General features: G+C 61.1%; 20 protein-coding genes. 10 read left to right on the top strand and 10 right to left on the bottom strand.

Annotated elements, in window-relative coordinates:
• Window positions 1-25: 25 nt before the first annotated feature.
• Window positions 26-817 carry a xanthine dehydrogenase family protein subunit M gene (locus tag Q1A51_RS01505; RefSeq protein WP_299602972.1) on the top strand — a complete coding sequence of 264 codons (792 nt, stop codon included), beginning with the start codon at window positions 26-28 and terminating at the stop codon, window positions 815-817.
• Between the two features lie 248 nt (window positions 818-1,065).
• A complete protein-coding gene (locus tag Q1A51_RS01500) occupies window positions 1,066-1,254 on the top strand; it encodes a hypothetical protein (protein WP_299602969.1) in 189 nt (62 codons plus the stop codon).
• Here the strand turns inward: Q1A51_RS01500 and Q1A51_RS01495 are convergent.
• Both Q1A51_RS01495 and Q1A51_RS01490 read right to left on the bottom strand, forming a co-directional pair.
• Window positions 1,251-2,000 carry an SDR family oxidoreductase gene (locus Q1A51_RS01495; RefSeq protein ID WP_299206465.1) on the bottom strand — a complete coding sequence of 250 codons (750 nt, stop codon included), beginning with the start codon at window positions 1,998-2,000 and terminating at the stop codon, window positions 1,251-1,253. The two genes, Q1A51_RS01500 and Q1A51_RS01495, sit on opposite strands and share 4 nt — an antisense overlap.
• 144 nt (window positions 2,001-2,144) lie before the next feature.
• The gene (locus tag Q1A51_RS01490) at window positions 2,145-2,378 is read right to left on the bottom strand and encodes a hypothetical protein (RefSeq protein WP_299602965.1); all 234 of its coding nucleotides are present in this window, start codon (window positions 2,376-2,378) and stop codon (window positions 2,145-2,147) included.
• Between the two features lie 297 nt (window positions 2,379-2,675).
• Between Q1A51_RS01490 and Q1A51_RS01485 the strand changes: the two genes are divergently transcribed.
• Window positions 2,676-3,038, top strand: coding sequence for a phasin family protein (locus Q1A51_RS01485; RefSeq protein WP_299602963.1), 363 nt, complete (start codon window positions 2,676-2,678; stop codon window positions 3,036-3,038).
• Window positions 3,039-3,104: 66 nt separating this feature from the next.
• On the opposite strand, the gene infC is transcribed toward Q1A51_RS01485, so the two are convergent.
• Entirely contained in the window at window positions 3,105-3,653 is a 549-nt protein-coding gene (infC, locus tag Q1A51_RS01480) for a translation initiation factor IF-3 (RefSeq protein ID WP_366141856.1), read from the bottom strand.
• A 201-nt stretch (window positions 3,654-3,854) separates the two neighbouring features.
• Between infC and Q1A51_RS01475 the strand changes: the two genes are divergently transcribed.
• Together Q1A51_RS01475 and Q1A51_RS01470 are read left to right on the top strand one after the other, a co-directional pair.
• On the top strand, window positions 3,855-4,670 hold the full coding sequence (locus Q1A51_RS01475; RefSeq protein ID WP_299602957.1) for a translation initiation factor 3: 816 nt from the start codon (window positions 3,855-3,857) through the stop codon (window positions 4,668-4,670).
• A 116-nt stretch (window positions 4,671-4,786) separates the two neighbouring features.
• The gene (locus Q1A51_RS01470; RefSeq protein WP_299602954.1) at window positions 4,787-5,635 is read left to right on the top strand and encodes an aminoglycoside phosphotransferase family protein; all 849 of its coding nucleotides are present in this window, start codon (window positions 4,787-4,789) and stop codon (window positions 5,633-5,635) included.
• A 19-nt stretch (window positions 5,636-5,654) separates the two neighbouring features.
• On the opposite strand, the gene Q1A51_RS01465 is transcribed toward Q1A51_RS01470, so the two are convergent.
• From Q1A51_RS01465 to cysG, 6 genes are all read right to left on the bottom strand, one after another.
• Window positions 5,655-6,506 (bottom strand): ferredoxin--NADP reductase, encoded by an 852-nt coding sequence (locus Q1A51_RS01465; protein WP_299602952.1) that lies wholly within the window; start codon window positions 6,504-6,506, stop codon window positions 5,655-5,657.
• A gap of 110 nt (window positions 6,507-6,616) precedes the next feature.
• Window positions 6,617-7,027: a DUF934 domain-containing protein gene (locus tag Q1A51_RS01460; RefSeq protein WP_299206455.1), complete on the bottom strand. Its 411-nt coding sequence runs from the start codon at window positions 7,025-7,027 to the stop codon at window positions 6,617-6,619.
• Entirely contained in the window at window positions 7,024-7,722 is a 699-nt protein-coding gene (locus tag Q1A51_RS01455; protein ID WP_299604007.1) for a phosphoadenylyl-sulfate reductase, read from the bottom strand. The genes Q1A51_RS01460 and Q1A51_RS01455 overlap by 4 nt, the downstream gene beginning before the upstream one ends.
• 66 nt (window positions 7,723-7,788) lie before the next feature.
• Window positions 7,789-9,453 (bottom strand): nitrite/sulfite reductase, encoded by a 1,665-nt coding sequence (locus tag Q1A51_RS01450; RefSeq protein ID WP_299602950.1) that lies wholly within the window; start codon window positions 9,451-9,453, stop codon window positions 7,789-7,791.
• A complete protein-coding gene (locus Q1A51_RS01445) occupies window positions 9,453-9,752 on the bottom strand; it encodes a DUF2849 domain-containing protein (RefSeq protein ID WP_299602946.1) in 300 nt (99 codons plus the stop codon). Before Q1A51_RS01445 ends, Q1A51_RS01450 begins: the two co-directional genes overlap by 1 nt.
• Entirely contained in the window at window positions 9,752-11,155 is a 1,404-nt protein-coding gene (gene cysG / locus Q1A51_RS01440; protein WP_299602943.1) for a siroheme synthase CysG, read from the bottom strand. The genes Q1A51_RS01445 and cysG overlap by 1 nt, the downstream gene beginning before the upstream one ends.
• Before the next feature lie 140 nt (window positions 11,156-11,295).
• Here cysG and Q1A51_RS01435 point away from each other — a divergent pair, with 140 nt between their 5' ends.
• Window positions 11,296-11,763, top strand: a complete 468-nt coding sequence (locus tag Q1A51_RS01435) for an Lrp/AsnC family transcriptional regulator (RefSeq protein ID WP_299602938.1) — start codon at window positions 11,296-11,298, stop codon at window positions 11,761-11,763.
• A gap of 246 nt (window positions 11,764-12,009) precedes the next feature.
• Here Q1A51_RS01435 and Q1A51_RS01430 read toward each other — a convergent pair whose 3' ends face one another.
• On the bottom strand, window positions 12,010-13,176 hold the full coding sequence (locus tag Q1A51_RS01430; RefSeq protein ID WP_299602934.1) for a cytochrome P450: 1,167 nt from the start codon (window positions 13,174-13,176) through the stop codon (window positions 12,010-12,012).
• Window positions 13,177-13,241: 65 nt separating this feature from the next.
• Between Q1A51_RS01430 and Q1A51_RS01425 the strand changes: the two genes are divergently transcribed.
• The 4 genes from Q1A51_RS01425 to Q1A51_RS01410 all read left to right on the top strand — a co-directional run bounded on the left by Q1A51_RS01425 (window position 13,242) and on the right by Q1A51_RS01410 (window position 18,211).
• On the top strand, window positions 13,242-14,975 hold the full coding sequence (locus Q1A51_RS01425) for an ATP-binding protein (protein WP_299602930.1): 1,734 nt from the start codon (window positions 13,242-13,244) through the stop codon (window positions 14,973-14,975).
• Window positions 14,972-16,201, top strand: a complete 1,230-nt coding sequence (locus Q1A51_RS01420; protein ID WP_299602926.1) for a sigma-54 dependent transcriptional regulator — start codon at window positions 14,972-14,974, stop codon at window positions 16,199-16,201. Before Q1A51_RS01425 ends, Q1A51_RS01420 begins: the two co-directional genes overlap by 4 nt.
• 244 nt (window positions 16,202-16,445) lie before the next feature.
• Window positions 16,446-17,444: a DctP family TRAP transporter solute-binding subunit gene (locus Q1A51_RS01415; protein WP_299602923.1), complete on the top strand. Its 999-nt coding sequence runs from the start codon at window positions 16,446-16,448 to the stop codon at window positions 17,442-17,444.
• 77 nt (window positions 17,445-17,521) lie between these two features.
• Complete coding sequence (locus tag Q1A51_RS01410; RefSeq protein ID WP_299602921.1) at window positions 17,522-18,211, top strand: TRAP transporter small permease; 690 nt, start codon at window positions 17,522-17,524, stop codon at window positions 18,209-18,211.

The raw sequence follows: 18,211 nt of genomic DNA, 5'->3' as shown, positions 1-18,211 counted from the left end.
ATCCTGCCGAGAGAAAGGACCAAAGATGTACAACTTTGATGTCGTAAAACCGACCCGGATCGCAGATGCGGTCAAGGAGTTGTCGGACAGTACCGAAAGCCAGCCCCTTGGCGGCGGTCAGACCCTGATCCCCACGCTGAAGCAGCGGCTTGCAAGCCCGGACAAGCTGGTGAGCCTGTCAGCTATCGACGAAATGCGCGGTGTTTGCACAGGAGAAGACGGATCAATCTGCGTTGGTGGAGCGACCAACCACGCCACGGTCGCGGCAGAGGCTGGGGGCTACCCCGCATTGGCGGCGACAGCGGCGCATATAGGTGACCCGGCCGTGCGCAATCGTGGCACCATCGGTGGCAGCCTTGCCAACAACGACCCCTCCGCCTGTTATCCGGCGGCTGCCTTGGGATCGGGGGCCACGATCAAGACCAACGCGCGCGAAATCGCGGCGGACGACTACTTTCAGGGCATGTTCGCCACGGCGCTGGACGAAGGTGAGATCATCACCGAGGTGCGCTTTCCGGTGCCGGACAAAGCGAATTACCAGAAGTTCGTGCAACCTGCATCGCGCTTTGCGCTCGTCGGTGTGTTCGTGGCGAAATATGCCGATGGAGTACGCGTCGCGATCACTGGTGCCAGCAACGACGGTGTCTTCCGCTGGACCGAGGCCGAAGCCGCGCTGTCGTCGAATTTCTCGGCCGATGCCATCGTCGGCCTGAGCTTATCCGGCGACAATATGATCAGTGATCTGCATGGAACGGGTGACTACCGCGCGCATCTTTGCGCCGTGATGACCAAGCGGGCCGTCACAGCGGCCGCGTGAACCGCGCTTGGACTCACCTATCGAAGGGCTGCCTGCTGGCGGCCCTTTTGCTTTTTCCCTGCAGTTTGCTTGCGGAGGACATACAATTCCAACGGGCCAACATTGTGGGGTGTGCCAAGGCTGTTGATGGTCTGGGAGATGCGCTGCGCGCGCCAATGCAAACCCATTGCCTTTCTCTGGCAATCGCAAGATGCGAAGGGTCGGAGAGCGGACCGGCCCAAGCATGTTTTAACGACCTGACGATGGTCATGCAGCGCTATGCGGAACTGCTTGAGCCGCTTTTGGATGCGGCCGTGCAGCGCGGAGCGTCAAACACGCTGTGTATTGCCCGCTACAGCGAGGACACGAACCTTGCACGCTGCATGCTTGTGGCGGAATTCGGTCATCTGCGGGAGTTGTTTGATGGTGCAAGGTCCGCAGGTGTCTCACTGCCCTAGATCGAGCCGGCTTCGACCATGAAGTTGTTCGCCGTACACATTGCAGCATCGTCTGAGGCCAGCCACAGCACCATCCGCGCCACATAAACGGGATCGATCAGGTCGGGCAGACATTGCCGTGCGCGGTGCGCCTCCAGCGCCTCTGGCGTGGCCCACAGCTCCTTTTGGCGGTCCGTCATGATCCAGCCGGGCACAACCGTGTTTACCCGAATGCGGTGGTCCCCCAGATCGCGCGCCATGGTGCGGGTCAGGCCGTGTACGGCAGCTTTGGCCGTGGTGTATGCGGGAAAGCCACCTCCAGCCTCCCACCAGGAATTGGAGCCCATGTTGATGATGGAGCCGCCTCCGGCCTTGATCATGTCCGGCGCCACAGCCTGGATGGCAAAGAACATGTGGCGCAGGTTGGTCTGCATCCGTTCGTCCCAATACTCGGGGGTCACGTCTTGCCAGTTGTGCCGGTCATCACGGGCCGCGTTGTTGACGAGAACCTTGAAGGGGCCAACCTGCTTGGCCAGGTCCGCGATCGCTTCCCGTGTGGCTGCAATGTCGCGCAAGTCGCACAATGCATGCGTTGCACCGGTCACCTCTGTCACTTCTGCCGCGCCGTCCGCATCCCGATCCAGGAACGCAACCTTAGCCCCCTGTTCGGCAAAGGCTTCAACCGTCAACCGACCAATGCCGGATGCACCGCCGCTCACAAGGACAGGTGCGCCTTCAAGGCTCGGGTAGCGCGCAAATTCAGGCATGATCTCTGGCTCCGTTGATGACGGCCCCTTGTCGAATGCACCCCGGGTGAGGTCAAGGCCGGGTCTGTGAGCGCTCACATGCAGACATTCACAAGTTCGGTAGGGCGACACAGATCCGGACGGGTAAAAAAAGAGGGGTTCGCGTTATGATAGTGTCACTGCATATTTAGCAGTGATTTGAAAAACTGATTTATTCAAGGAGTTACTATTACGGTTGTCGAATTTCGCCAACTGACTATTCATTTCGATCCAACCCGCGGGCGCAAACGGCGGGAATCCCAGGCCGTCACCTTTGGATCCACAGTGCAAAAGGCCGAAGCGATGCTCAAAGGCTTTCGCCAGCGGTACAACAACGGCGATCACCACGTGCTGGAGCAAGAGGTTGACCTGGATATCACCCGGATATCGGGCAATGCCGTGACTGTGACGGCTGACTTCCTGCTGCGCGATGGCTCAGGCAACATTGACGATCCGTTCGCGGCTTCGTGCAAGCCGTGGTTGTGGCCGATACGACCGCAAATCCGCAGACCTGATACTCGTCCTGACAAGGGGCCAACGCAAGTTGGCCTCTTTTTTCGGCAAGGGGCCGCGTGCGCACATCAATTTTGACTGTGCGCAAGGTACGCAGGCGCCACTCGTGTTAGCATAATCCCGCCACAGGGAGGATTGCGCACGATGAAACGCACAGACAAACACCCGAAGGATACAGACCAATCAACCATGGCGGATACCATGTCACAATGGCAAGCGGCTGGCCTCGGCGCGCTCAATTGGTTTGGGGCCTCTTCCATCGAACGAATGAGCGATATGGGTGCCGAATGGATGACCTTTGTTGCTGAACGGGTGCGCGAGGACGTTGCCTTGCAGCACTCTTTGCTACACGCCAAGACGCCCACCGAAGTGCAGGAGGTACAAATGGCCTTTCTGCAGAAGGCGATTGATCAGTACACGGCGGAAACGGGCAAGATGATCGAACTAAGTTCCAAACTGTTCGAGCCATCCGAGGATGACGATACGAAAGACAACGTGAACGTCTAGACCGTCTGACACCAAAAAGGGCGCCGCGAAAGCGACGCCCTTGGAATTTGGGATAAGAGCAGGTCGTTACTTCTGCGGCAGCGGCCCGATCATCATGACCATCTGACGGCCTTCCATCCTGGGGAAGTTCTCGACTTTGCCGATTTCCTTGGTGTCTTCGGCCACGCGCTCCAGCAACTCACGCCCCAGATTCTGGTGCGCCATCTCGCGCCCGCGGAACCGTAGGGTCACCTTCACCTTGTCCCCGTTCTCGAGGAACTTGAAGACATTGCGCATCTTCACTTCGTAATCGTTGGTGTCGGTGTTGGGGCGGAATTTCACCTCCTTCACCTCAATGATCTTCTGCTTCTTGCGGGCTTCGGCTTCGCGCTTTTGCGTCTCGTACTTGAACTTGCCGAAATCCATGATCTTGCACACGGGTGGATTGGCGTTGGGCGAGATTTCAACCAGGTCCAAGCCTGCATCGTCTGCCATATCCATGGCGCGGGCGGGGGTGACGACACCGACATTTTCGCCGTCGGCGCCAATCAGGCGGATTTCGTTGGCGCGGATCTTGTCGTTGACGCGCGGGCCGGTGTCGCGTTGCGGCGGCGCGTTGTGGGGTCTGCGAGCGATGGTGGTCGTCCTTTGATCGTTCCGAAAAATATGAGGCCAAAACCTACTCTTTGCCCTGGTTTTCTTCAACCCTCTGAATCGGCCATCCTGCGCCGAAATCTACAAATTTCCCCCTTGCACCTTTTCACAGGCCTGCGCATCTGACACCCGAGAGTAAAGACACGGTCACAGGGGGTGACCGCTGGACAAAAGGAGTGGGCAATGAAGAATCTCATTTGGATTATCGTGGCGGTCGTGATCGCGGGGGGGGCGTATCTGCTGTACTCGGGTCAGACCCCTCAAGACGTGGCGACGCAAGCGGCGGACGCCGTGAACGCACCCGAAGCGCTGGAAAGCGCAAGTGATGCCGTCGGCGAGGCGGCAGAAGCGACCGAAAGCGCCGTGGGTGAAGCCGTGGATGCGGCAACGGACGCGGGCGAAGCGGTGGCTGAAGGCGCAGAAGCGGCTGCCGATGCCGTGGCCGATACCGCTACAGACGCAGCCGAAGGCGCCGCCGATGCGGCTTCGGATGCCGTGGAAGGCGCGCAGAGCCTGGCCGAAGACACTGCCGACGCTGCAGCAGACGCGGTTGACGCAGCAACAGAGACGGCAACGGATGCAGCGGATGCCGCAACTGAAACCGCCTCTGAAGCAGTTGATGCAGCGACCGAGACAGCGACAGATGCCGCCGAAGGTGCAACCGACGCTGCAGAGGCGACGACAGATGCTGTGACCGATACGGCAGATGCCGCGACCGACACTGCGGAAGGTGCAGCAACCGAAGCGACGGATGCAACAACTGACGCAGCGACCGACACCGCAAGCGTAGCAACTGAAAGTGCAACGGATGGCGGTGTCGCTGACCTGCTGACCGTCGACGGCTTCGAGTTCGACAAGGTCGCCGAGATGATCGACAACTCCGAAGCGTTGAGCGTCGTGCAGAAAACAACGCTCAAAGCCGGGATCGAACAGGCGCAAAACAATCCCGAAGTGCTCGAAGGCCTTCTGGACCAGCTGAAACAGGCGATGGGTCTCTGATCCAAGCTGTCAGCAAACGGTGATATGGCCGCGTCCCAACCCTTGGGGCGCGGCCTTTTTCTGGCCCACCTGATCGGGCATTGGACATGTCGAAGCAGGGACAATACCCATGCGACATGCAACCTGACACCAGCTTACTGACCGCCTTCCAAATCACACAGGCTCAACACCTGACGGATACGCCCATTGCATCGCTCTGGCGGGTCAAACGTGCGGACGGCACCACAGCCTGCTTGAAATGCTACACAGATGATGACTTGCGGGACGAAGCCCCGGGGTTCGACTTGCTGACCGCCTTGGACGGGCAGGGTGCGGCGCGCGTATTCGAGAGGGCAGGCGCAGCCGTTCTGATGGAATGGCTGGACGGCCCGTCGCTGGGCGACATGGTGCGTCAGGGGGACGATCAGCAGGCAACCCAAATCCTCGGCGATGTCGCACAGCAATTGCACCAAAGCCGGATAGACCCGCCGCGCAGCCTTGATCCGTTGCCGCATAGGTTCGAGGCGCTCTTTGCAGCGACCTTCACCCCGGATTGTCCGTCTAGCGTGCGGGCAACGGTACAAGCCGCACGCCAACTGGCGCAGCCGCTGCTGGCCAATCAAACGAATATCCGCCCGTTGCACGGTGACTTGCACCACGACAACGTGCGGGGCAGCGACCGCGGCTTTCTGGCCTTTGACGCCAAAGGTGTGTTGGGTGAGGCGACATACGAACTCGCAAACGCGTTCCGAAACCCGCTTGGATCGGATGCGATTTTTTCTGACCCAACTGTGATCCTGCGCCGGGCGGTGCAGTGGTCCGCCGCGCTGAATGTCTCGCAATCCCACCTGCTGTCATGGGCCGCTGCTTACAGCGCCCTGTCGCTCAGCTGGACGCACAAAGGCGTGTTCGGCCCCGCAGTGTCCAAAGACATGACGCTGATCGATACGTTCCTGACCCTGATTGCACAGGATCAGGATAGCTGATTCAAAGGGTGCACTTGCGTCAGTCGAGGAACGCTTTTTCCACCACGTAATGCGCCGGCTTGGAATTGGCGCCTTCTTCCAGCCCGTACTCCTCGAACATCTCTTTAAGTTCGAGGTTGAAGGCCAGATTGCCGCAGATCATCGCGCGGTCGCTTTCGGGGTTCAGCGGCTCGACGTCCAGATCCTTGAAGGCTTCACCGGATTTCATCAGGTCGGTGATGCGGCCCATCTTGGGGCTCTCTTCGCGGGTGGTGGTGGGGTAGTACTTGATCTTCTTCCAGAAGCCCTCGCCAATGACCTCGTTCAGCAACTCATCGTGCTTCAGGCTCTCGATCAGGTCGCGGCCATAGGTCAGCTCGCCCACTTCGCGGCAGGTGTGGGTGATGATGACCTCGTCATAATCCTCATAGGTCTGCGGCTCGCGCAGCAGGCTCGCGAAAGGCGCAAAGCCGGTGCCAGTGGCAAAGAACCAGATGCGCTTACCGGGCAGCAGCGCGTCATGCACCAACGTGCCGACGGGCTTGGGGCGCAGAATGATTTCGTCGCCCGGCTGGATGTGCTGCAGCTTCGAGGTCAGCGGGCCGTCCTGTACCTTGATCGAGTAGAACTCCAGTTCCTCGTCCCATGATGGAGAGGCGATGGAATAGGCGCGCAAAAGCGGCTTCTGTTTGCCGGTCTCGGGGTGCGGGTCACCCATCAGGCCGATCATCACAAACTCGCCCGAGCGAAAGCGCAAGGATGCGGGGCGCGTACACCGGAAGCGGAACAGGCGATCGGTGTAGTGTTCGATCTCCGTCACCGTCTGGGCATCGGGCAGGGTCGGGGTGGCCTTGACGGCGGTTGTCTCGTTCACGGGTGTTTGCTCGGTCATGTATATGTCAACGCGGGTTTACACCCGCGCCTCTCTATTTGGGAAGAATTTTGTAGCTGGGTAAGTGCGCGAAAGGTCGCGCGCCTTGATCTGGGTCAGATGACGGGGCTTTAGTGGTTGGACGCACCGCGCAGCCGTGCCTGATAATCATGGGCTTGCCACTCGCTGCGGAACTGCCACTGATCCTCGGGTTGGCGCGCGGCTAGGGCCTGGCTGATCTCAACCTCGTCAAAACCTGACCGGCGGGCCATGGCGTATTGGTCCGAAATCACGTGGCCCTTGGCGCGCAGACGGCCCTGATACCCGCGCAGGCGCAGCATCCGGGCAATGGTGAAACCGCGGCCATCGGCAAAGCTGGGGAAATCCACGCGGATGATATCCGCATTCAGCGGGATCTGATCTGGGTCTGCATCGCTTGGTACGTCGAGCGCTGCCGCATCATTCGCAGCCTCGCCAAGCGGAGCATAGCCGCCATCCCAAGTGTCCGGCCCAAAGCCCTGATCCGTTACAACAATTGTCATTTGCTTTCTCCTACGCGCACCAGTTTGCCATCGACAAAATGGATGCCACATTCGTCCTTGTCCTGATCCCGCCAACGCCCTGCGCGCGGGTCTTCGCCCTCTGCCACCGGCGACGTGCAGGGCGCACAACCGATGCTGGGATATCCTTGTGCCACCAGCGGATGCCGGGGCAGGCGGTTTTCTTCCATATAGTCGCGCACGTCTTCGGGTGCCCAGCGGGCCAGCGGATTCACCTTGATCCGGCCCGTAGCGTCCTCGACCTCAAAGAACTCCAGTTTCGCCCGCGTTCCCGATTGATACCGTTTCCGGCCTGTCATCCATCCGCTGTAGGGTGCGAGCGCTTTTTGCAGCGGCACCGTCTTGCGTAACGCACAGCACGCATCCGTGTCACGCTGATGCAAGTTTCCGTCCGGGTCCTGGGCAACGATATTATCCGCCCGGATCACGGTTACGTTTTCCAATCGCAGCCGCTCCGCCACGTCCTGTTGATAGACCAGTGTTTCAACAAAGAGCATCTCTGTATCGATGAAAATCACCGGCACATCCCGTTTCACCATGGCCGCAAGGTGCAGCAGTACAACTGATTCCGCCCCGAAACTGGACACCAAGGCGATGTCAGGCACCGCCTCGAACGCCGCGCGCAGCACATCCGTGGCGCCGTGATGGGTCAGTTGCGCATTGAGCGCGCTGACCATCACGTGCGCTTCCGGGCGGACCGGCCCTCCGGGGGAAGTTTTCTGGGCAAGATGAAGCATGGGATATTACTCCGCAGCCACCTTGGTTTCGGGGTAGAGTGCCGCCTTGAACGGGGCGAGGCCCGTCCGACGGTAGGTGTCGATGAACTCCTCGGTCTCGTCGGTGCGCAGGTCGAGATATGTGTCCACGATCCGCTCAACCGCTGGCACAACGTCATCAGCCGAGAAACCGGGGCCGACGCGATCGCCAACCTTGGCCTGTTCGGTATGATCGCCACCCAGCGTGATCTGGTAGTTCTCTACACCTGCACGGTCGAGACCCAGAATGCCGATATGGCCCACATGGTGGTGGCCACAGGCGTTGATGCAGCCCGAGATCTTGATTTTCAGCGCGCCGATCTCGTGCTCGCGTTTCAGATCGTCAAAGGCGGTCGCAATCTCTTGCGCAATCGGGATCGAGCGGGCGGTGGCCAGCGCGCAATAATCCATACCGGGGCAGGCGATGATGTCGCTGATCAGACCGATATTGGCCGTGGCGAGGCCAGCTTCTTTCAGCCGCGCGTGGATCGCGGGCAGGTCGGACACATGCACATGCGGCAGGATCACGTTTTGCTCGTGGCTGATGCGCAGCTCGTCATGGGCGAACTCTTCGGCAAGGTCCGCCATCAGGCGCATTTGGTCAGCCGTGGCGTCGCCGGGGGTATCGCCATGTTTCTTCAGCGAAATCGACACGATCTTGTACCCATCCGCCTTGTGCGCCGTCAGGTTCGTATCTGCCCATGACCGGAACACGGGATCGTTGTGATAGGCGTCTTTGAATGGTGCCTCCGACTTCGTGATAAAGGCGGGGGCCGCGAAGTGTTCTTCGATCTCGCGCAGCATCTGCACGTCCACGCCCGAGAAGGTTTTACGTGTCTCTTCGAACCGTTCGTCCACAAGGCGGCGTATTTCATCAATACCGTGTTCATGCACGGTGATCTTGATCCGCGCCTTGTACTTGTTGTCGCGGCGGCCGATCTGGTTCCAGACGGACACGATGGCCTCAAGATAGGGCAGCAGGTCCGCTTCGGGCAGGAAGTCATTGATAACCTTGCCGATCATCGGGGTGCGGCCCAGGCCACCACCGACAATGATCTCATAGCCGCGCGCGCCGTCGCGCTCGACCATGCGGATGCCGATGTCATGGGCCTTGGTCACGGCGCGATCATTCGGGCTGCCGGTGATCGCGATCTTGAACTTGCGCGGCATGAACTGGAACTCAGGGTGATCTGTGGACCACTGACGCATCAGCTCGGCCACGGGGCGCGGGTCGGCAATTTCGTCCGCGGCGGCGCCGGCAAAGTGGTCAGCGGTCACGTTGCGGATCGTGTTGCCGGAGGTCTGGATGGCGTGCATCCCCACCTCGGCCAGCGCGTCCAGCATATCGGGCACGTCCTTCAGCTCCGGCCAATTGTACTGGATGTTCTGGCGGGTGGTGAAGTGGCCATAGCCCTTGTCCCAGCGCTCCGCGATCTCGGCCAGCGTGCGCATCTTGGCGCTGTTGAGCGTGCCATAGGGGATCGCAACGCGCAGCATGTAGGCGTGCAACTGCAGGTACAGACCGTTCATCAGGCGCAGGGGCTTGAACTCATCCTCGGTCAGTGCGCCCGAGACGCGGCGCTCCACCTGCTGGCGGAACTGGCGGTTTCGTTCAGCCAGAAAGGCCGTGTCGAACTCGGAATAGCTATACATCAGGACAGCTCCACTTGCTTGCCATGGGCGTAGTTGCTGGGGCCGGTGGCCCGGAAGGTTTCGCGGAAATGGGTGGGGACAGGCACGCCGTCCTCAACCGCCACATCGGCCAGATAGGCGCCGACAACTTCGTCCACCTGTTGGCTGGCTTCGATGAGGCGCAGATCGGCATCAGCCTCATCGGTCAGCACTTCGGCTTCTTCCAGCTTACGGGTCCAGCCATCAGCGGTTTGGTATATCACGTCGCCTGCCAGCAGGTGGTTGGCGGTGACAACTTTGGGGGTGAACGCTTTGGGCATCAGTGCGTCTCCTGCATGTGGGGCATGGGGATCTCGGGAATGGCGGCGATGGCCGCACGCGGGGCAAGGCCAATGAAGGTCAGGGCAGGGCCACCCAGACCGGCCTCGGTGAGGGTCGGTTCCATCTCGGCCACCGTGGTGGAGAGGACCTGCTGATCAGCGCGGCTCGCGTTTTCCACGAAGGTCACGGGCGTGGCTGGATCAATGCCATGCATCATCAGGCGACCTTGAATGAAACGGGCCGATTTCTTGCCCATGTAGATGGCCGCTACCTCACCGGGGCGGGCCAACGCCTTCCAATCGTGATCGGCAAAGCCGCGGGTGTCGTGGCCGGTCAGGAACCGGACGGAGGAGTTGCGGCCTCGGCGGGTCAGCGACTGACCGATGGAGGCGACAGCAGCGGACGCCGCCGTGATGCCCGGCACGATGTGATACTCCACACCGGCCTCGGTCACCGCCTCGATCTCTTCATCCAGACGACCGAAGACAGTGGCGTCACCGGATTTCAGGCGCACGACCTGCGCACCTTTCAGCCCATGTTCCACGATCAGATCGTTGATGGTCTCCTGTGGGGTCGAGGGGCCAAAGGCCTCTTTGCCCACGTCGATCATCGTGGCCTCGCGGCGGGCAAGCTCCAGGATTTCCTTCGAAATTAGGCGGTCGTAGATCACCACGTCTGCCTCATCCAAGGCTTTTCGGGCCTTTAGGGTCAGCAACTCCGGATCACCCGGGCCTGCGCCAACAAAGGCCACGTGACCCTTGCGGGCGTCGCGCATCAGATGATCCGCCAGAAGACCATCGAGGGCCGGTTGAATGGCCTCTTCGCCGTCGCTCATCGCCTTGGGACCGGCATTGAAGTAATAGTCGCGCCAGAAGTCGCGACGCGGACGGCCAAAGGGCAGGGCGTCTGCCGCCTTGCGGAAGGCCTTGCCGATACGGGCAAGGGTGCCGAGGGACGTGGGCAGGCGTTCTTCCAGATCGGCCTTGATCGCACGCGCGAGCACGGGGGCGGCCCCTTCGGTGCCGATGGCAACTGTGACAGGATCTCGGTCCACGATGGCAGGGGTGATGAACTGGCTGTCGGCGAGGTTATCAACGATGTTGACCAGCGCGCCATCTGCGTGGGCAATAGCCGCGGTGCGCTTGTCTTCCACCTCATCTTCATCGGCGGCATAGAAGAGGGCGGCGCACATCGCATCGCCGGGCTCCATGGCGCGGTCGATCAGGCGCAGCTTGTCATCCGTCGCCCATGCCTTGATCTGGTTATCGGCGTTTGGTGCAAAGACGGTAATATGGGCCGCTGTTTTCATCAGCAGCCGCAGCTTGGCCAGCGCCGCATCGCCGCCGCCTGACAACACGATCCGCCGTCCGGCGGTGTTCAGGAAGATGGGGAAATGGTTCATATCGGCCTCGATCCCGTAAAACTGACCCCCAATATAGGAAATTATCCCGGTTTTCTGCTAGACAGCGGCGCAGATAAGGATGATTGTTCTGTCTCTGTGTAGGTGCAGAACACCTGTTTCCCGATTTGGAGCGCTTTGGAATGTCTGTTCGCATCGATGAGGTAGATCGCAAAATTCTGGCCGAGCTGCAGCGTGATGCCAGCCAGTCGCTGGACGATATTGCCAAGGCCGTGGGGTCTTCGAAGACCCCCGTTTGGAACCGGATTCGCAAGCTGCGCGATGCGGGCGTGGTCGGTCAGCAGACCGTTGTGCTGGATGCAGAGGCGCTGGGGTTCGAGGCCTGTTTTTTTGTCCTGATCCGCACGTCCGAGCATGAGGCGGACTGGCAAGCCAAGTTCTTGCGCGCGCTTCAGGAGCGCCCGGAGGTGCAGGAGGCACACCGGCTGGCGGGCGACATCGACTATATATTGAAGGTGCGAGTGAAAAACGCACGTGCCTATGATGCGTTTTATCAGGCGCTGATTTCCGAGGTGCGGGTGCACAACGTCACGGCGCTCTTGTCAATGGAAGAGATCAAATCCACCACGATGCTCCCTTTGGAAACGTGATCCAGTCGCGCGTCGCTGCGTGCTTCAAAAATGTGCGCTACCGCGCATTTCATATTCTGCCAGTGGAGACGCGACGCTTTGCCTTCGGCGATGTGGCGGTTGAAAGGTTTGGGAGTTTTGCTGAGAGGTCGCTTAAGGCGCTTTGCGTCTTGAGCAGACCTGATCAAGGGTGATGTGAGTCGCGCCCGCGTCAAGGACAAGCCGCCTCTGGCGGTGGCCTCCGGCCATCCTTGACCCGGTCCCGACTCACGCTGCGACGATCAGCTGGTCCAGCTTGTGGAAGTGGTAGCTGTCTGCGTATTTCGGGGCTTCGATAATGCGCAGGTTTGGCATCGTTTCGAACAACATGGGCAGGGCGATTTGCATCTCGAGCCGGGCCAGCGGGGCGCCCACGCAGAAATGCAGTCCGCCGCCAAAGGCGACATGGGTGTTCTTGACCCGCGCCGGGTTGAACTGCTCAGGCGCGTCGAACACGGCTGGGTCGCGGCCCGCTGCCCCCAGCATTAGGGCGATCTCGTCGCCGGGGCCAAGGCTGTGCCCACCCACTTCGATGGGTTCATAGACGTGCCGTGTGAACATATGCAGCGGCGGGTCGAAGCGCATGACCTCTTCCACCGTCCTGTCCACGCGGCCCGGGGCCAGTGCATCGGTCTGTCCGGTCTCGACCAGCGCCTTCACGGCGTTGCCCAAGCTATGCACCGTCGCCTCGTGCCCTGCGTTCAGCAGCAGGATACACGTTCCGATCATCTCGTCGTGGCTCAGCGTCTGGCCGTCTTCCTCTGCCGCGATCAACTCGGTGATCAGGTCATCGCGGGGATCGTCCCGTCGCTCCTCGATATAGCCGCGCAGAAAGGCAGAGAACTCCGCAGCAGCTGCATTCGCCGCATCCTCAATCGCCCGATCACGTCCCGCCTGATACATCGCCACCATCGCGGACGACCAGCGCAACAGGTCCGGGCCCATCTCCTCCGGCACACCCAGCAGGCGCGCAATCACGCGCACGGGCACAAGCTGGCAATAGGCGGGGATCACATCAAACGGACCCGCAGACAAACTCGCCAACAAATCGGCACAGATGGCGCGAATATCGCCCTCAAGACCTGCAATCCGGCGCGAGGTGAACGCGTGCAGGACCAACCGGCGCAAGCGGGTGTGCTCGGGTGGCTCCAGCTCCAGCAGCGAATAGCGCTCCACCGCATCGAAATCGGTCAGATGGGCCGGTGCGGCTCCGCGCCCCGGCACAGCACGGCCCAAACGCCGGTCGCGCAAAAGCGCATGCACGGTGGCATGGTCAAAGGCCGCGTGCATCCCGTAGTCCTGCCAGAACAGCACCGGGCCGTCGGCCCGCGCACGGTCGTAAAATGCATACGGATCTTGAACAAAAGCGGGCTCATGCGGGGACTGGATCAACATGGGGCAGATGTCTCAGGCCGGACGCGCCTTGGCAAGCCTTTGCGCACGCGGATAGGGTGGCCGCCATGGGAAACGGATACCTCAGACGGATCAGCGTGGTGCTGGGCTTTGTTGCGCTGGTTGCGGCGGCAGCCGCCGGCGTGTGGCGCTACGGGTACTTCCAGGCGCTTGATCAACTGGCCCGGCAGGGGCAATCGGATCTTGCGCTTGCCTCGGACCGCCTGACAGGGCAGCTCCAGCGCTACCGTGAACTCGCAGTGCTGGTGGCGGATCATCCCCGTGTCAGTGCGGCACTTGCAGGGGAAGATGTCAGCCAAGCCGAAGCGCTGTTCCTTGAAATTGCAGACAAAACGGCAGCGCAAGACATCCGCCTGACGAATGCAGAGGGGCTCGTGCTAGCCGCTGCGCGCTCCGATCAACCGGGTCTTGATATTGCGCCGCTGGTGGCGCGTGCGGCGCAAGGGGCGCTGGGCTGGGGCAATGGGCGCACGGCCCAGGGCACACGCGTCTTTGCTTACGCAGCACCCGTCTTTGATGCCCGGTCGCGGATCACCGGAATCGTGGTTGTGACGGCGGACCTTGCCGGGATCGAATGGGATTGGGTCGGCTCCAACCCTGCGGTGTTTTTCACCGACGCGCGGGACCGGGTGTTCATCACCAATCGATCCGAAATCGTCTATTGGCAACGCGCGGACGAGGGGCCGGGCCTGAAACCGGCCACTGGCCCGGCGTTGCCTTTCGACAGCTACGAACTGGGGCGGCATGAGGTCTGGCAATTGGGGTGGGGGCCGTACCTGCCGCAAAACGCCCTGCACCTTGTACGACCCTTGCCGGTGATCGGCATGACGGGCGAGGCGCTTGTGGATGTCGCCCCGGCCCGCCGCCTTGCGACGCTACAGGCCGCAGCGGTGGCAGGGCTGTGCCTTGCCTTCGGCGCGCTGCTGTTCCTTGCCACGGAACGGCGCCGCACATTGGCCGAAGCGAACGCGCAACTGGAACAACGCGTGGCTGAACGCACCGCCGCCCTGTCCGACACCAACACCCAGCTCCGGCGCGAGGCCGAGGAGCGGGAAGAGGCGCAAGCCGCCCTCGCACAGGCGCAGGCCGCCCTTGTCCAGGCGGGCAAACTGAGTGCACTGGGACAGATGAGCGCGGGGCTCAGCCATGAACTCAATCAACCACTCATGGCGATCCAGACCTATGCCGACAATGCGCAGGCCTTCCTGCAGCGCGACAAACCCGACCGGGCCGAAGACAATCTGGGCCGCATCGCCGACATGGCCCGCCGCATGGGGCGCATCATCAAGAACCTGCGCGCCTTTGCCCGGCAGGAAAGCGAACCGGCGCTGCGCGTGGACCTTGCCCAGGTGGTGCAAAGTGCTGTGGAACTGACCACGCCGCGTATGCGGAACGAGGATGTGACACTCACGCTCAACCTGCCCGACGCACCCGTTTGGGTGTCGGGGGGTGAGGTGCGGCTGGGGCAGGTCTTCGTCAACCTGATCTCGAATGCGGTCGACGCCATGGCGGGGCGCGGCAGGCGCGCGCTGACCATCGAAATTCATGACACCTCGGTCATCATCTCCGACACCGGCCCGGGCATCGAAACGCCAGACCGCGTGTTCGACCCGTTCTATTCCACCAAAGAGGTCGGCGCATCCGAAGGGATGGGGCTGGGCCTCTCGATCTCATACGGCATCGTGCAAAGCTTTGGCGGTGAAATCCACGGCGACAATGGCCCGGACGGCGCGGTGTTCACGGTCGATCTGCAACCTTGGACCCAAGAGGTAGCCGCGTGACCACCCAAGTGCTGCTTGTCGATGATGACGCCGCCGTGCGTGACGCGCTGGCCCAAACGTTGGAGCTTGCAGATCTTGAGCCAATCCCGGCAGGCTCTTTCGTGGTCGCCAAAGATCACATCACACGCGACTTTGACGGTGTGATCTTGTCTGATATCCGCATGCCGGGGCGCGACGGCTTTCATCTCTTGGCCCACACGCGCAAGATCGATCCGGACCTGCCGGTGATCCTGTTGACGGGGGAAGGTGACATTCCGATGGCCGTGCAGGCGATGCGTGACGGCGCATTTGGCTTCCTCGAAAAACCCTGTGCGCCCAATGAGTTGCTGGCTGTTCTTGAGCGTGCATTGAAAACCCGCGCCCTGGTTCTTGAAAACCGCCGCCTGCGGCAACTGGTGGAAAGCGGTGATCCGGCCGCCCGTATGCTCTTTGGCGAAAGCGATCTTGCCAATGGCTTGCGTGACCGCGTGCGGCTGCTGGCCCCGCTTGAGACCGAGGTGCTTGTGACCGGAGCGCCCGGCACGGGCATTTCCAAGGTGGCCGAGGTCATTCACCTCAGCTCCCTTCGGTCCAAGGCGCCCTTTGTCAAACGCGCCGCCGCCGATCTGCGCCCGGGCGCACTGGCCGAGTCTATGGACAAGGCCAAGGGGGGGAGCCTGTTTCTGGATGAAGTCACCGGGCTGCCCCATGCCAGCCAACTCGCCCTGCTCGAAGCGCTGGAGGCAGGCGAAGGCCCGCGACTGATCGCTGGCAGCACACGCAACCTTGGCACAGCCGTGGAAGAGGGCGCTTTGAACGCCGATCTTTACTACAAAATCGAGATGTTCCCGATCCGCATTCCGTCGCTGAGCGAACGCCCCGAGGACATCCCCATCCTGTTCCGCCACTATGTCGCCCAGGCGGCAGAGCAGGCGGGCCTGACCCCGCCTGAACTGGCCCCGGATCATATGGCCGCCCTGATGGCGCAGGACTGGCCCGGCAACGCGCGATCGTTGATGAGTGCCGCCATGCGCTTTGTACTGGGCATGCCCGAGGATGCGTCCAAGGCTGTTGATCTCGGCTTGGCCGAGCAGATGGCGCGGGTTGAGCGCTCATTGCTGGTTGCGGCGCTGGGGCGACAGAACGGGCATGCCAGCGCGGCTGCCGAAGCGCTGAGGCTCCCGCGCAAAACCTTCTACGACAAGCTCAAGAAATACGGGATTCGGCCTGAGGACTATCGGCGCTAACACTGTGTGGATTTCCACACAGTGTTGCATGGGGTCGTGCGAAAATCCGCACACACAGGCAGCGCGCAACACCTGAGCAACTTCCAAAGTGTTCTTTAAGATATTGAAAAATAATGGATAAGGCGGTGGCGAGAGAAGTTAAAAACTTCCTTCTATGTACCCCACCGTACGCTCTGCTTTTATCCAAATCGCTGTCCCCGCGGGGACACGTCCCAAAAACACGATCTCTGGGAGGAGACAGACAATGAAATTCCTGACCGCCGCCGCCCTGGCATTGACCGTCAGCGCAGGCGCCGTGGCCGCTGCCTGTGACGATGGCGAAATCGTCATCAAGTTCAGCCACGTCACCAACACCGACAAGCACCCCAAGGGCATCGCCGCCTCGCTGCTGCAAGAGCGCGTGAACGAGGAAATGAACGGCACCGCCTGCATGGAAGTGTTCCCGAACTCGACCCTCTACAACGACGACCAGGTGCTCGAAGCGCTGCTGCAGGGCGACGTTCAGATGGCCGCTCCGTCGCTGTCGAAGTTCGAGCAGTTCACCAAGCAGTTCCGCATCTTCGACTTGCCGTTCATGTTCAAGGACATCGACGCGGTTGACGCCTTCCAGGCGTCCGAAACCGGTCAGGCGATGAAGGAATCGATGACCCGCCGCGGCCTGTTGGGTCTGGCGTTCTGGCACAACGGCATGAAGCAGATGTCGGCCAACAAGCCGCTGATGACACCTGCGGATGCCAACGGCCTCAAGTTCCGCGTCCAGAACTCCGACGTGCTCAAGGCGCAGATGGCGGCCATCGGTGGCTCGCCCCAGCCCATGGCCTTTTCCGAAGTCTATGGCGCGCTGCAGACCGGCGTTGTGGACGGTCAGGAAAACACCTGGTCCAACATCTACGGCAAGAAGTTCTTTGAAGTGCAGGATGGGATCACCGAGACGAACCACGGCATCATCGACTACCTCGTCGTGACATCCACGGACTTCTGGGACAGCATGCCTGACGACGCGCGGACCCAATTGGCGGCCATCGTGGAAGACGTCACCACCACCCGCAACACGCAAGCCTTCGAAGTCAATGAAGAGGCCAAGCAGGCCATCATCGACGCCGGTGGTACTGTGCGCCAGCTGGACGCCGCACAGCGCGAAGCCTGGGTGTCCGTGATGAAACCCGTTTGGGACCAGTTCAAGGACGACGTAGGCCAGGACAATATCGACGCGGCGCAAGCCATCAACGCCGCGACCAACTAAAGGTCGCGCGACGCGGCCCGGCGGGGACATCCGCCGGGCCCATCTTTTCTTGAAAATTTGGGGAAGGGGGCAGGACCATGGCAGGCGCTTATGATCCCAGCTCGGGCTTTGGCCGCTGGGTCAACGAAATCGAAGAAACGGCCATCGCGATCCTGCTGGCCTTGATGACACTCATCACCTTCATCAACGTGGTGCTGCGCTACGGCTACAACACCGGCCTTATCTGGGGCCTCGAGATGGTGACCTTCCTCTTTGCCTGGCTGGTCCTCTTCGGGGTCAGCTATGCGGTCAAGATCACAGCTAACCTTGGCGTTGATGCGGTCATCAACCTGTTCTCTGCTCCGGTCCGCCGGGTTATCGCATTGGTCGCAGGTGCCATCTGCATCGCCTACGCCTTCCTCGTCTTCAAGGGCGCGTGGGACTATTGGGCCAACTTCGCCAACCTGCCGCAGACCACGGGCCGCTGGTTCCCCACGGGGTTCGAAGAGATGAAGCGTTCGTCCTATCGCGGGTGGTACGAGACGGTCGATATTCCGCATCCCGCATGGCTGAAATGGATCGAACCTCTGATGAATGAGGGTGAAGCATACGAGAAAATTCCGCGCTTCATTCCCTACGCCATTCTGCCGTTTGGCATGGGCCTGCTGCTGTTCCGTTTCGTGCAGGCGACTGTGAGGGTCTGGCGGGGACAAACCACTAGCCTGATCGTCAGCCACGAGGCCGAAGACGCCATCGAAGACGTCAAACACCTGAACCGGGACGACTGA

This window comes from uncultured Tateyamaria sp., assembly GCF_947496075.1.
Classification (GTDB): domain Bacteria; phylum Pseudomonadota; class Alphaproteobacteria; order Rhodobacterales; family Rhodobacteraceae; genus Tateyamaria.
This window is presented reverse-complemented; position numbering and strand designations above follow the sequence as displayed.